General features: G+C 70.2%; 11 protein-coding genes. 7 read left to right on the forward strand and 4 right to left on the reverse strand.

The window, feature by feature from the left end; genetic code table 11:
* The first annotated feature begins 97 nt into the window (after positions 1–97).
* The 4 genes from E3O44_RS05020 (at position 98) to E3O44_RS05035 (ending at position 4930) form a co-directional block, all read left to right on the forward strand.
* A complete protein-coding gene (locus E3O44_RS05020; RefSeq protein WP_134533169.1) occupies positions 98–1009 on the forward strand; it encodes a nitrilase-related carbon-nitrogen hydrolase in 912 nt (303 codons plus the stop codon).
* Positions 1006–2439, forward strand: a complete 1434-nt coding sequence (hydA, locus tag E3O44_RS05025; protein ID WP_134533171.1) for a dihydropyrimidinase — start codon at positions 1006–1008, stop codon at positions 2437–2439. The genes E3O44_RS05020 and hydA overlap by 4 nt, the downstream gene beginning before the upstream one ends.
* Before the next feature lie 60 nt (positions 2440–2499).
* Positions 2500–3516 carry a TIGR03842 family LLM class F420-dependent oxidoreductase gene (locus E3O44_RS05030; RefSeq protein ID WP_134533173.1) on the forward strand — a complete coding sequence of 339 codons (1017 nt, stop codon included), beginning with the start codon at positions 2500–2502 and terminating at the stop codon, positions 3514–3516.
* A 94-nt stretch (positions 3517–3610) separates the two neighbouring features.
* Positions 3611–4930, forward strand: a complete 1320-nt coding sequence (locus E3O44_RS05035; RefSeq protein ID WP_134533175.1) for an aspartate aminotransferase family protein — start codon at positions 3611–3613, stop codon at positions 4928–4930.
* A 139-nt stretch (positions 4931–5069) separates the two neighbouring features.
* On the opposite strand, the gene E3O44_RS05040 is transcribed toward E3O44_RS05035, so the two are convergent.
* Positions 5070–6011, reverse strand: a complete 942-nt coding sequence (locus tag E3O44_RS05040) for a LysR family transcriptional regulator (RefSeq protein ID WP_134533177.1) — start codon at positions 6009–6011, stop codon at positions 5070–5072.
* A 134-nt stretch (positions 6012–6145) separates the two neighbouring features.
* Between E3O44_RS05040 and E3O44_RS19735 the strand changes: the two genes are divergently transcribed.
* The 3 genes from E3O44_RS19735 to E3O44_RS05050 all read left to right on the forward strand — a co-directional run bounded on the left by E3O44_RS19735 (position 6146) and on the right by E3O44_RS05050 (position 9598).
* Entirely contained in the window at positions 6146–6271 is a 126-nt protein-coding gene (locus E3O44_RS19735) for a hypothetical protein (protein WP_255454334.1), read from the forward strand.
* A gap of 73 nt (positions 6272–6344) precedes the next feature.
* Positions 6345–6893 carry an orotate phosphoribosyltransferase gene (gene pyrE, locus E3O44_RS05045; protein WP_134533179.1) on the forward strand — a complete coding sequence of 183 codons (549 nt, stop codon included), beginning with the start codon at positions 6345–6347 and terminating at the stop codon, positions 6891–6893.
* Entirely contained in the window at positions 6893–9598 is a 2706-nt protein-coding gene (locus tag E3O44_RS05050; protein ID WP_134533181.1) for a hypothetical protein, read from the forward strand. Before pyrE ends, E3O44_RS05050 begins: the two co-directional genes overlap by 1 nt.
* A gap of 152 nt (positions 9599–9750) precedes the next feature.
* Here the strand turns inward: E3O44_RS05050 and E3O44_RS05055 are convergent, their stop codons facing one another.
* The 3 genes from E3O44_RS05055 to E3O44_RS05065 all read right to left on the reverse strand — a co-directional run bounded on the left by E3O44_RS05055 (position 9751) and on the right by E3O44_RS05065 (position 12588).
* On the reverse strand, positions 9751–10551 hold the full coding sequence (locus E3O44_RS05055; protein ID WP_134533183.1) for an HAD-IIA family hydrolase: 801 nt from the start codon (positions 10549–10551) through the stop codon (positions 9751–9753).
* Between the two features lie 42 nt (positions 10552–10593).
* Positions 10594–11262, reverse strand: coding sequence for a metal-dependent transcriptional regulator (locus E3O44_RS05060; protein ID WP_134533185.1), 669 nt, complete (start codon positions 11260–11262; stop codon positions 10594–10596).
* Between the two features lie 63 nt (positions 11263–11325).
* Positions 11326–12588 carry an Nramp family divalent metal transporter gene (locus E3O44_RS05065; RefSeq protein ID WP_166792548.1) on the reverse strand — a complete coding sequence of 421 codons (1263 nt, stop codon included), beginning with the start codon at positions 12586–12588 and terminating at the stop codon, positions 11326–11328.
* Between the last annotated feature and the right edge of the window lie 141 nt (positions 12589–12729).

Consider the following 12729-nt stretch of genomic DNA (forward strand, 5'->3'; position numbering starts at 1 on the left):
GCTGTTGGGCGACAGGATGATCCACACGCACTCAGCACGCCCGGAAGTTCCAGTGCAGGTTCAGTCATCTCGCAATACTGACTTGGTGGAGGCAGACATGTCCGACGGATCCAATAACCCGGCCAGCGGGAAGATCGGTCGGGATGCAGCCGGCCAGGGTGCGAACATCGTGCGAGCGGCGATCACCCAGGCCACCTGGACCGGCGACGAAGCATCCATGATCGCCAAGCACGAGGGATTCGTCCGCTCGGCGGCCGCGCAGGGCGCGCAGGTGATCTGTTTCCAGGAGCTCTTCCACGGCCCGTACTTCGGCATCGTCCAGGACCCCCAGTACTACGGCTACGCGACGAGCGTCCCCGGGCCGCTCGTCGAACGGTTCCAGGCGCTCGCCGCGGAGCACCACATCGTGATCGTGCTGCCGGTCTACGAGGAGGAGCAGGCCGGGGTGCTCTACAACACCGCCGCAGTGATCGACGCCGACGGCAGCTACCTCGGCAAGTACCGCAAGCACCACATCCCGCACCTCCCGCAGTTCTGGGAGAAGTTCTACTTCCGGCCCGGCAACCTCGACTACCCGGTCTTCGACACCGCGGTCGGGAAGATCGGCGTCTACATCTGTTACGACCGGCACTTCCCGGAGGGCTGGCGCATCCTCGGCCTGAACGGCGCCGAGATCGTCTTCAACCCCTCGGCCACCAAGCCCGGCCTGTCCAACCGGCTCTGGGAACTCGAGCAGCCGGCCGCCGCCGTCGCCAACCAGTACTTCATCGGCGCCAACAACCGGATCGGCACCGAATCCGGCGAGTTCGGCGACGAGGCCGTCACGTTCTACGGCAGCTCCTACTTCGTCGACCCGCGCGGCAACTATGTCGGCGCCATCGCCTCGACCGACACCGAGGAGATCGTGATCCGGGACCTCGACCTGAGCGTGATCCGGGAGACCCGCAACTCCTGGCAGTTCTACCGCGACCGCAGGCCGGACTCCTACGACCCGATCGTCGAAGCATGAGCACCCGGGTCGGGCGCACCCTGATCCGGGGCGGCACGGTGGTCAGCTCGACCGGCCGTTCCGAAGCGGATGTCCTCATCGACGGCGAGACGATCGTCGCGGTGCTCGCCCCTGGCTCCACGATTCTCGGGTTCGACGTCGCGGCATCCGCCGACCGGGTCATCGACGCGACCGGGAAATACGTCATCCCCGGCGGCATCGACGCGCACACCCACATGGAGCTGCCCTTCGGCGGTACCGCGGCCTCGGACACCTTCGAGACCGGCACCCGCGCCGCCGCGTGGGGCGGTACGACGACGATCATCGACTTCGCCGTGCAGAGTTACGGGCAACGGGTCTTCGACGGCCTCGCGACCTGGCACGAGAAGGCGGCGGGCAACTGCGCGATCGACTACGGCTTCCACCAGATCATCGGCGACCTCAACGCGGACTCGCTGCAGGCGATGGACGGGCTGCTCGCCGAGGGGGTGTCGAGCTTCAAGCTCTTCATGGCCTACCCGGGCGTGTTCTACTCCGACGATGCGCAGATCCTCCGGGCGATGCAGAAGTCCGCGAAGACCGGGCTCATGACGATGATGCACGCCGAGAACGGGCCGGCGATCGACGTGCTCGTCGGTCAGCTGCTCGCCGAGGGCAAGACCGACCCGTACTACCACGGCATCGCCAGGGCCTGGCAGCTCGAGGAGGAGGCCACCCACCGGGCGATCATGCTCGCCGACCTCACCGGGGCGCCGCTCTACGTCGTGCACGTCAGCGCGAAACAGGCCGTCGCCCAGCTCGCGGCCGCCCGCTCCCGGGGCAAGAACGTGTTCGGGGAGACCTGCCCGCAGTACCTCTACCTCTCGCTCGAGGAGAGCCTCGGCGCCCCGGGCTTCGAGGGTGCGAAATGGGTCTGCTCGACGCCGCTGCGTTCCCGCGCGGAGGGACATCAGGAGGAGCTCTGGCAGAGCCTCCGCACGAACGAGCTGCAGCTCGTCTCGACCGACCACTGCCCGTTCTGCATGAAGGGCCAGAAAGACCTCGGACTCGGCGACTTCTCGAAGATCCCGAACGGCATCGGCTCGGTCGAGCACCGCCTCGACCTGCTGTACCAGGGCGTCGTCGAAGGCCGGATCACCCTCGAGCGCTGGGTCGAGTTGACCTCGACGACGCCGGCCCGGATGTTCGGCCTCTACGGCACCAAGGGCGTGATCCAGCCGGGGGCGGATGCCGACGTGGTCGTCTACGATCCCGCCGGGCACACCTCCATCGGGGTGGGCAAGACCCACCACATGAACATGGACCACTCCGCGTGGGAGGGGTACGAGATCGACGGGCACGTCGACACCGTGCTCAGCCGCGGCAAGGTCATCGTCGACGGCAACAGCTACCTCGGGGCGAAGGGCGACGGGCGGTACCTGCCGCGCGGCCTGAGCCAGTACCTGACCTAGTCGCGTCACCCCGGCATCCGCCGCCCACCCGCCCCACCACCGAGAGAGCGCAGGCAACCCATGGACTTCGGAGCAGTGCTGCAGACCAACCCGCCATCGGCCAGGGTCGTGCAGCTCGCGCAGCTCGCCGAGGCCTACGGGTTCAGCCATGTCTGGACCTTCGACTCGCACCTGCTCTGGCAGGAACCGTACGTGATCCACAGCCGCATCCTCGCCGAGACCCGCAAGATCCTGGTCGGCCCGATGGTCACGAACCCGTCCACCCGGGATTGGACGGTGACCGCGTCGACCTTCGCGACCCTCAACGAGATGTACGGAAACCGCACCATCTGCGGCATCGGGCGCGGCGACTCCGCCGTGCGCGTCACGAACGGCGCCCCGGCCACCCTGAAGACCCTCCGGGAGGCGATCCACGTCATCCGTGAGCTCGCCAACTCCCGCGCGGTCGAGTACAACGGTGCCACGCTCCGGTTCCCGTGGAGCTTCGGCAGCTCCCTCGAGGTGTGGGTCGCCGCGTACGGGCCGCTCGCCCTCAAACTCACCGGCGAGGTCGGAGACGGCTTCATCCTGCAGATGGCCGACCTCGACGTGGCCGAATGGATGATCACGACCGTCCGGAAGGCGGCCGCGGCCGCGGGTCGCGACCCGGCCGCGGTGAAGTTCTGCGTCGCCGCGCCGATGTACATCGGCGACGACTGGGAGCACATGCGCAACCAGTGCCGCTGGTTCGGCGGCATGGTCGGCAACCACGTCGCCGACATCGTCGCCAAGTACGGCGCCGACTCCGCCGTGCCGCGGGCCCTCACCGACTACATCGCCGGCCGCGAGGGCTACGACTACAACCAGCACGGCCGGGCGGGCAACACCCACGCCGACTTCGTGCCGGACGAGATCGTCGACCGGTTCTGCGTGCTCGGATCCAAGACGGACCACATCACGAAACTCGAGGCGCTCCGCGACCTCGGCGTCGACCAGTTCGCCGGATACCTGCAGCACGACAACAAGGAAGAAACCCTGCGGGTCTACGGCGAGAGCGTCATCCCCGCGCTGCAGACCGCGGTCTCGGCGAAGTCATGAGTCGCCGGGCCGACACCCCGGTGCCGGCAATCCGCCCGGCAGATCCCATCCGGCCGGACTGTCCGGTCCGGCCGAAACACCAAGGAGAACCCCTGTGACCGACCATAAGCCGACCGCCGACCTCGACGAACTCACCGCCGATCTCGACCTCGCCCACGTGTTCCACTCCTGGTCGGCGCAGGGCGGCGGGCGCACCCCGTTCGTCCTCGCCGGCGGGCGCGGGTCCCGGGTCTGGGACCACTCCGGCACCACGTATCTGGACTTCTCGAGTCAACTCGTCAACCTCAATATCGGCCACCAGCATCCGGCCGTGGTGCGAGCGATCGTCGAACAGGCCGGCCTGCTGGCCACGGTCGCGCCCGCGACGGCGAACCTCACCCGCGGCCAGGCCGCGAGCCGCATCGTCGCCCGCGCCCCCGACGGCTTCCACAAGGTGTTCTTCACCAACGGCGGGGCGGATGCGAACGAGAACGCGATCCGGCTGGCCCGGTTGCACACCGGTCGCGACAAGATCCTCTCGACCTATCGCTCGTACCACGGCAACACCGGCGCCGCGATCGTCGCGACGGGGGACTGGCGGCGGGTGCCGAACGAGTTCGCGCGCGGCCACGCGCACTTCTTCGGCCCGTACCTCTACCGCAGCGACTTCTGGGCGACGACCCCGGAGCAGGAGTGCGAACGCGCCCTGCGGCACCTCGAGCGCGTGATCGTGAGCGAGGGGCCGAGCGGGATCGCCGCCGTGCTGCTCGAGACGATCCCCGGCACCGCGGGCGTGCTGCTGCCACCGCCCGGGTACCTGCCGGGGGTGCGCGCGCTGTGCGACCGCTACGGCATCCTGCTCATCCTCGACGAGGTGATGGCGGGCTTCGGCCGCACCGGCAGCTGGCTCGCGCTCGATCTCTACGACGTGGTTCCCGACCTGATCACCTTCGCGAAGGGCGTCAACTCGGGGTACGTTCCCGCCGGCGGGGTGATCATCCCGGATTCGATCGCGAACGACTTCGACACGACCGTGTTCCCCGGCGGACTCACCTACAGCGGGCATCCGCTCGCCATGGCCGCGATCGTCGCGGCACTCGACGCGATGGAGGCGGAGGGGATCGTCGACAACGCGGCCCGGATCGGCCGGGACGTGCTCGCGCCGGGGCTCGCGGAGCTCGCGGAGCGGCACCCGATCATCGGCGAGGTGCGCGGGGTTGGCGTCTTCTGGGCGCTCGAACTCGTCGCGGACCGGGCGACCAGGGAACCCGTGGGAGCCGGGGTGATGGCGAAGATCAAGGCTGAGCTGCTCGCCCGCGGACTGCTGCCCTTCATCGCCGAGAACCGCATCCACGTGGTGCCCCCCTGCGTGGTGACGGACGCCGAGGCAGCCGAAGCCCTCTCCATCTACGACGAGGTCCTCACCCTCCTCTAGCCGCCCGCACCGCGCCGCACCTCCCCGCATGCTCGCGTCCGTTCTTCCGCTCGTCCGCTCTTCCGCGAGAGTACGAAATGTGCCCCTAAACCACGCGAATACGGGCACATTTCGTACTCTCGCGGGAGGGTGGGGCGGCTCAGAGGGTGGCGGTGGGGGCGGATGCGGGGGTGTGGGCCTGCTGGACGCGGGCGGCCTGGGTGCGGAGCACGTCGACGACCGTGCGCACCGCGAGGCGCTCGGCGCGGTCCGGGCGCATCAGTGCGACGATCTGCCGCTCGGCGTCCACGCCGCGCAGGGGCTTGAGTGTCACCTTGTCCGGCTCCCCGTCGCCCCAGGTGTACCGCGGCACGAGCGCGATCCCGAGCCCGGCCGCGACGAAGGCCTCGATCAGCCGCATATCGGCGAACCGCTGGGCGACCTTCACGTGGCCCGGGGTCCGCTCCTCGATCTCGTCCAGGATCCGCTCGAAGGGGTATCCGTCCGGTACCCCGATCCAGGTCTCGTCGATCACGTCCGCCGGGGCCAGCCAGGTCCGGCCGGCGAGCCGGTGATCGGCCGGCAGCCCGACGTCGATCGGCTCGGTCATGAGCGGAACCACGGTGAGGCCGCGCCCGCCCCAGGACCGTTGGCCGCTCAGGCTGTACGCGAGCACGATGTCGTAGTCGGCCGTGAGCGCGGGGAAGTCCCGCAGCTCGGGATCGAGGTCGGTGCACGTGACCACGAGGCCCGGCCGGTCGGCGAGTTGCAGCATCGTCCCCGGCAGCAGCATCTCGCCAGCGGTCGGGAAGGTGACCACGCTGACCCCGCCGGAGGCGTCGTTCCGGAACTCGTGCCAGACGGCGGTGGCGCGGGCGATCGCGACCGACACATCGGTGGCGCTGCGGGCGAGCGCGCGCCCGGCATCCGTCAGCACGATGCCCCGACCGCGACGCTCGGTGAGGCGCACGCCGGCCTCGCGTTCGAGCACTTTGAGCTGCTGCGAAACAGCGGATGCCGTGCGATGCGTCGCCCGGGCGACGTCGGTGATCGAGCCGCGTTCGGCCAATTCCCTGAGCAGTTCGAGCCGCTGAATGTCCATGTAGCCACGCTACACAATGAGTACAGGACAATGCGATTGTGCTGAATGGTTAGAGGTGGTCAAATAAATACGTCGAACACGTGCAGCAGTGCCTCCGTCTCACCGACATCCACCCCTGGTTGAAAGGCCCCATCGTGTTCGTTCTCATTGCCGTGCTCTCCCTGATCGTCGTCGCGTCCATCGTCGGCGTTGTTGTCGATGTGCAGAATGACGGCTACCGTCACATGCCCGAACAGCGCACCTTCGTCCGCGGCTTCTGATCCCGGTGCGACGCCTCCCTGTCCCCCGGGACGGGGCAGGCATCGCCAATCCCGAATGGCATACAGTTGATCCGTGACGGACATTCGGCAGCAGCTCATTGACTACATCTCGGCTGAGGCCGTGTTCCACGGTGACTTCACCCTCACGAGCGGCAAGAAGGCGACGTACTATGTCGACCTCCGCAAGGTGAGCCTCGACCACCGGGTCGCCCCGCTGATCGGTCAGGTCATGATCGACCTCATCGCCGACGTGCCCGACGTCTCCGCCGTCGGCGGTATGACGATGGGCGCAGACCCCGTCGCCGCTGCGATCCTGCATCAGGGCGTCGCCCGCGGCCTCGCCTACGACGCGTTCGTCGTGCGCAAGGAGCCCAAGGACCACGGTCGCGGCCGCCAGGTCGAAGGCCCTGACCTCGCCGGCAAGCGCGTGATCGTGCTCGAGGACACCTCCACCACCGGTGGGTCCCCGCTCGCGGCCGTCGAAGCCCTGCTCAAGGTCGGCGCCATCATCGCGGGCGTCGCGGTCGTCGTCGACCGCAACACCGGCGCACGCGAAGTGATCGAAGCGGCCGGCTACCCCTACTTCGCAGCGATCGGCCTTGAGGACCTGGGGCTGAACTAGTGCCGGATCAGCCGGGGAGCGGCGAAGAAGGACTCGACTGGCTCGCCTCCCAGCTCGGCGACGGAACCAAGCCGACCCTGCCGGACGACTTCGTGATGCGCCGCCCGCGTCGGGCGAAGGGCACCCCCGCGGATGCCGCCGGCCGGGTCTCCCGTGCAGGCCACGGCGACTCCGGTGCTGCTGGTACTGCCGGCACACCCCCGGCTCCCGCTGCTCCGGCCCCCGCTTTCCTGTGGGGACTCAAGCCGACGACGGCGACCGCCGCGGTCACCGTGGTCAAGCCGGCGGTCCCTGCCCCGCCGGTCCCTGCCCCGCCGGTCGCGCCCCTCGCCCCGCCCCTCGCCCCGCCCCTCGCACCGACTCCCGCGGTGCACACTCCGGCGCCCTCTGGCGAGCCGACCGCAAGCGATCCGGCCGTGTTCCGGCCGCGCGCCGCCGGCGCCTCGTCCTTCGCGACGCCCGCTGGACTGACGCCGGCCGGGCTGACGCCGGCCCGGGTGACCCCATCGACTTCTTCGGCCTCCGCCGGTTCGGCAGTCGCAGCCGCGGGTTCAGCAGGCTCCGCAGCCTCTGCGTCTGCCTCCGCAGGCTCGGGCTCATCGACCTCGCCTGCTTCGACCGGCACGGTCGGTTCCGCAGGCTACGCCCCCGGCGACATCTTCTACCCGTCCGCGCGCCCACTCGCCACGACCGGCGACGCTGCCGCGACTCCGAACGTGGGCGCCACCGGAGGCTCGCCGACCGTGGGTGTCGGCCGGAGCATCCGCCCGGAGACCCCGCCCGAACCCTGGTGGACCACCCCCGCACGGTCGCCGCTCGTGCTCACTCCCGAGGAGGTCGCCGCGGATCGCGCCGCCACCGCCGACGGGCGCGGCACCCTGTACCCGGCTCGCAACCTGCCGGAGCCGGTCCCCGAGCCCCTGCCCGTGGCGCCTGCGCCGTCGCACTTCCGGCTCCGCGGGCGTCGTGCCGCCGCTCAGGCGGCCGACTCGGCGTTGCCGGCCGCGGCGACCGCCGCCGGTGCTGCCAGTGCCGCTGCAGCGAGTGCCGCTGCAGCCGCGTTCACCGCCGCAACCGCCGCAGCCACGGCACGTGCGGTCGCGGAGGCTGCCGCCGCGCGTGCGGCGTCCGAAGCCGTCGAACGTGCCGCCGTCGAAGCCACCGACAGGGCGCGTGCGGAAGCCGTCGCTGCCGCCGCTGCTGAACGTGCCGCGGCCGAAGCCGCTGCTGCCGATCGTGCAGTTGCCGAAGCCGCGGCGTCCGAAGCAGCCGAGCGAGCCGAAGCAGCCGAGCGTGCCGAAGCAGCCGATCATGCCATTGCCGAAGCCGCCGCGTCCGAAGCAGCCGAGCGTGCCGAAACCGAAGCCGCCGCGGCCGAAGCCGAAGCCGTCGCAACTACCCCTGCTGAGCACGCCGAAGCCGTTGAAGCAGCGGCAACCGCCGTCGAGCGTGCCGACGCCGACGCCGACGCCGACGCGTCCGCATTCGCTGGCGCCGAGCATGCCGACGTCACGGCCGCGACCCGCGCTGAGTTCGACATCGAGGGCGCCGCCGCCGCGAGTGCCGCTGCCGCGGTCGCCGCGGCATCCGTCGCGTCCGCGAGCGCGGCGCCGGCCGCAGCACTGCCGCCGCTCCCGGCTCCGATCGTGCCCTTTCCGGTCGATAACGACCCGTGGGCCGATTCCGGACTGGCGCCGACCGAGCTCGTCACCCCTCCGGCCCCGCTCGCCGAGTCCACCGAGCACCCGGCTGCACCCGCGGCCAGCGACGGCGCAGAACCTGCAGGGGCGCTGAGCGCGTTTGACGCCCTGTTCCAGGTCCCCGCCGACACGGACGCACACGACGCCGCGGTCGCGGAGGCCGGTGCCCCGACGATGGTTCTCGCTGCCGGGACTGGTGCGGATGCGTCCCCTCGGACGCCCGCAACGGCCGGCTTCTTTTCGCGTCGCTCGAAGGGAACACCCGTCGGCGACTCGGAATCACCCGCCGCCGCAGCTGGCGTGCCCGGGACAGGCGTTTCGGGGACGACACCCACTTCCGCACCGAGCGGTTCCGGCCACGGCTCGGGAAACGGCGGTTCCGGCAACGGTGGTTCCGGGCACGGCCGGAGCGGAGCATCCGCCGAGCACAGTGGTCTTCCGAAACCCTTGATCTGGACCGCGGTCGGCCTGCTCGTCGCCGTCGTTCTGGTCGGGCTCTTCCTGCTCGGTCAGCGCCTCGTCGGCTCCCCGGCGACGACCGCCGCCTCTGCATCGGAGACTCCCACTCCCACCGCGACGCCGACCCCCACGCCGACCCCGGCGCCCACCGCAGCGCAGCCGGTCGGCGTGCACGCCTGGCAGACCCTCTTCGGTGGCGAATGCCTGCAGCCGTACGTCTCCCCGTGGGAGGAGACCTTCACCGTCGCCGACTGCGCAGCCCCGCACCAGGCGCAGCTCGTCTATCGCGGGCTGTTCGCCGGCGACGCGACCACGCCGTTCCCCGGCGAGGCGGCGCTTGCTGCGCAGATCAACCTGCTCTGCAGCGCGCCCGGCGTGATCGACCTCGCGGCAGCGAACGCGTATCCCGACGTGCAGGTGCAGGGCAGCTATCCCATCACCGCCGAGCAGTGGGCGGATGCCCCGCACCAGTACTTCTGCTTCGTCAGCCGGTCATCGGGTGACGGAATCACCGGGAGTCTCGCGGGCCCCGGGCCGACCGCCTGACCCTCTGCACCCCGTAGGGCACGGCCGCGCCGTTCTTGTCATAACTCCTGCAAATTTGCCGACGGCGGCGGCCGGGTCCCTGCGGTGACCCGGAATTCCGCGGCCGGCAATCCGCGCTGGCGGAATTTGCAGGAGTTATGACCGTTGGCGGGCTAGATCTCGTCGGACTCGACGGGTTCGGCTGACACGAGCTTGTCCACCCCGGAGATGATCTCGTCCGGACGGAACGGGTAGCGGCTGACCTCGGCCTCGTCGCTGATCCCGGTCATCACGAGCAGGGTGTACAGGCCGGCCTCGATCCCGGCGACGATGTCGGTGTCCATCCGGTCGCCGATCATCGCCGTGTTCTCCGAGTGCGCGCCGATCTTGTTCATCGCCGAGCGGAACATCATCGGGTTCGGCTTGCCGACGACGTACGGCTCCATGCCCGTCGCCTTCGAGATGAGGGCGGCGATGGCGCCCGTCGCGGGCATCGGGCCGTCCGCGCTCGGCCCCGTCGCATCCGGGTTCGTGGCGATGAATCGCGCGCCGGCGAGCAGCAGGCGGATGGCCTTCGTGATCGCCTCGAAGGAGTAGTTGCGGGTCTCGCCCACCACGACATAGTCGGGGTTGGTCTCCGTCATGATGAAGCCGGCCTCGTGCAGTGCCGTCGTGAGGCCGACTTCGCCGATCACGAAGGCCGTGCCGCCGGGCATCTGGCTCTTCAGGAAGTCGGCGGTCGCGAGGGCCGAGGTCCAGATGCGCTCCTCCGGCACGTTGAGCCCCGACGCGCGCAGCCGGGCGCTCAGGTCCCGGGGCGTGAAGATGGAGTTGTTGGTCAGCACGAGGAACGGCGTCCCCGCGTCGGCCCACTGTTGCAGAAGCGCGGCAGCCCCGGGCAGCGGGCTGTTCTCGTGGACCAGCACCCCGTCCATGTCGGTGAGCCAACATTCGATCTCGTCACGGCGTGTCATTCGGCGCTCCTCAGGGTCTCTTCCAGAGTAGCGGTCGAGGGTTCACTCAACTACGGACGGCACCGTGAGCCAGATTGACGCAGCCTCCGCATCGGAGAGAGGACGGATGTCGCCGCCCGGCAGCCGGACCCGCCCCGGTTCCCGCACCTCGAGTTCGGTTCCCGGCCCGATGCCGTCGCGAGCGAGGCCGCGGAGCACCACGGGGTCCCGGTCGCTCACCCGCAGCACGACGCCGACCAGGCCGGGGTCGGCCCGGTCGACCGTGATCCCGGAGCGCGGCAGGACCGTCCCGTCCGCCGCGGGGATCGCGTCGCCGTGCGGGTCGATCACCGGCCGGCCGAGGCGTTCGTCGATCGCGTCCAGCAGCCGGTCGGAGAGAGCATGCTCGAGGATCTCGGCCTCGTCGTGCACCTCGTCCCAGTCGTAGCCCATCTCCTGCACGAGCCAGGTCTCGATCAGCCGGTGCCGCCGCACGACGGCGCTCGCGCGCAGCACCCCGGCGGGAGTGAGGGCGAGCGGTCCGTAGGGCACGTGCGTGATGAGCCCGGCGGCGGCGAGCTTCTTCACCATCTCGGTGACCGAGGAGGGCGCGACCCCGAGTCGGGCCGCGAGCGCGGAAGGGGTGATCCGCTCCGGCTGCCATTCGGTGTGCGCGTAGATGGTCTTGAGGTAGTCCTCGGAGGCCGGGGTACTGGTGCCGTTGTGCTTCATGCGCTGCCGTCCATCATGAGCGGATGCCGGGCATCCGTCGCTGGAATGCCGGGCGGATGCCGGTCATGCGCCGCTGAAGATCAGGACGAGGAGGACGACATTGAGCGTCACGAGCAGCAGCGCGGCGATCGCCCCGGCGAGGGTCGTGAACCAGCGGTTGGTGTACTCGCCGAGGAGCTCGCGCCGGGAGGTGAGCCAGACGAGGGGGACCAGCGCGAACGGGATCCCGAAGGAGAGCACCACCTGGCTGAGCACGAGGGCCTCCGTCGGGTCGAGGCCGATCGCGAGGATGACCAGCGCCGGGATCAGCGTGACGAGCCGGCGCACCAGGAGCGGCAGCCGCAGGTGCAGCAGCCCGTGCATGATCTCGGCGCCCGCGTACGCGCCGACGGAGGTCGAGGCGAGCCCGGAGGCGAGCAGGCCGACCGCGAACACGGTCGCGACGATCGGCCCCAGGTTCGCCCGCAGCGCGTTGTACGCGCCGGGCAGCGAGTCGGTGCCCGGCACACCCTGCAGAGCGGATGCGGCCAGGACCAGCAGGGCCACGTTGACCGTTCCGGCGAGCACCATCGCGAGGGTCACGTCCCAGCGGGTGCCCCAGAGCAGGCGGCGGGTGGTCGGCTGGTCGTGGGCGCCGGGGAAACGGTCGCGGGCGAGGGCGGAATGCGCGTAGATCGCGTGCGGCATGATCGTCGCACCGAGGATCGACGCCGCGAGCAGCACCGAGTTGGCGCCCTCGAACCGCGGCACGAGGCCGGCGAGCACGCTCGCGGGGTCCGGCGGCGCGAAGAACACCCCGGCGGTGAACCCGATCGTGATCACGCACAGCATGGCGACGATCACCCGTTCGAAGCTCTGCGCCCCGCGGCGGGCCTGCGCGGTGAGCACGAGCATCGACACCGTGCCCGTGATCACGCCGCCAAGCAGCAAGGGCAGCCCGAACAGCAGGTAGAGTGCGACCGCGCCGCCGATGATCTCCGCGAGGTCCGTGGCCATCGCGACGAGTTCGGCCTGCAACCAGTAGAGCCGTCGCAGAAACGGATGCCGGAACCGGGCCCCGAGGAGCTCCGGCAGACTCTGCCCGGTCACGATCCCGAGCTTCGCGGACAGGTACTGGATCAGCCAGGCCATCAGGTTCCCGGCGAGCACCACCCAGACCAGCAGATACCCGAACCGGGCGCCGGCGGTCATGTTGCTCGCGACGTTGCCCGGGTCCAGGTAGGCGACCCCGGCCACGAGGGCCGGACCCAGCAGCATCGCCAGCCGGGCGGGCGCAGCCGGCAGGCGCGCAGCATCCGCTACGGTGCCCCCAGCAGTTTTAGGCATACCGAAATCATACGCGCGCCCCGCCCGTTCAGTCTCGCCCGCCCGTCCGTCCCTGTCCGCGAGAGCGTACTTTTGGCCCTTAAACCGCCGTCTTAAGGGCCAAGAGTGTACTCTCGCGGGGACGAGCACGGGCACGGATTC

This window comes from Cryobacterium algoricola, assembly GCF_004402485.1.
In the GTDB taxonomy this organism is placed as follows: Bacteria; Actinomycetota; Actinomycetes; order Actinomycetales; family Microbacteriaceae; genus Cryobacterium; species Cryobacterium algoricola.

Bases quoted from the DNA above. Each gene is read 5' to 3' on its own strand.
- E3O44_RS05020 (WP_134533169.1), top strand. From the start codon at position 98: ATGTCCGACGGATCCAATAACCCGGCCAGCGGGAAGATCGGTCGGGAT.
- hydA (WP_134533171.1), top strand. From the start codon at position 1,006: ATGAGCACCCGGGTCGGGCGCACCCTGATCCGGGGCGGCACGGTGGTC.
- E3O44_RS05030 (WP_134533173.1), top strand. From the start codon at position 2,500: ATGGACTTCGGAGCAGTGCTGCAGACCAACCCGCCATCGGCCAGGGTC.
- E3O44_RS05040 (WP_134533177.1), bottom strand. From the start codon at position 6,011: ATGGACATTCAGCGGCTCGAACTGCTCAGGGAATTGGCCGAACGCGGC.
- E3O44_RS05055 (WP_134533183.1), bottom strand. From the start codon at position 10,551: ATGACACGCCGTGACGAGATCGAATGTTGGCTCACCGACATGGACGGG.
- E3O44_RS05060 (WP_134533185.1), bottom strand. From the start codon at position 11,262: ATGAAGCACAACGGCACCAGTACCCCGGCCTCCGAGGACTACCTCAAG.
- E3O44_RS05065 (WP_166792548.1), bottom strand. From the start codon at position 12,588: ATGCCTAAAACTGCTGGGGGCACCGTAGCGGATGCTGCGCGCCTGCCG.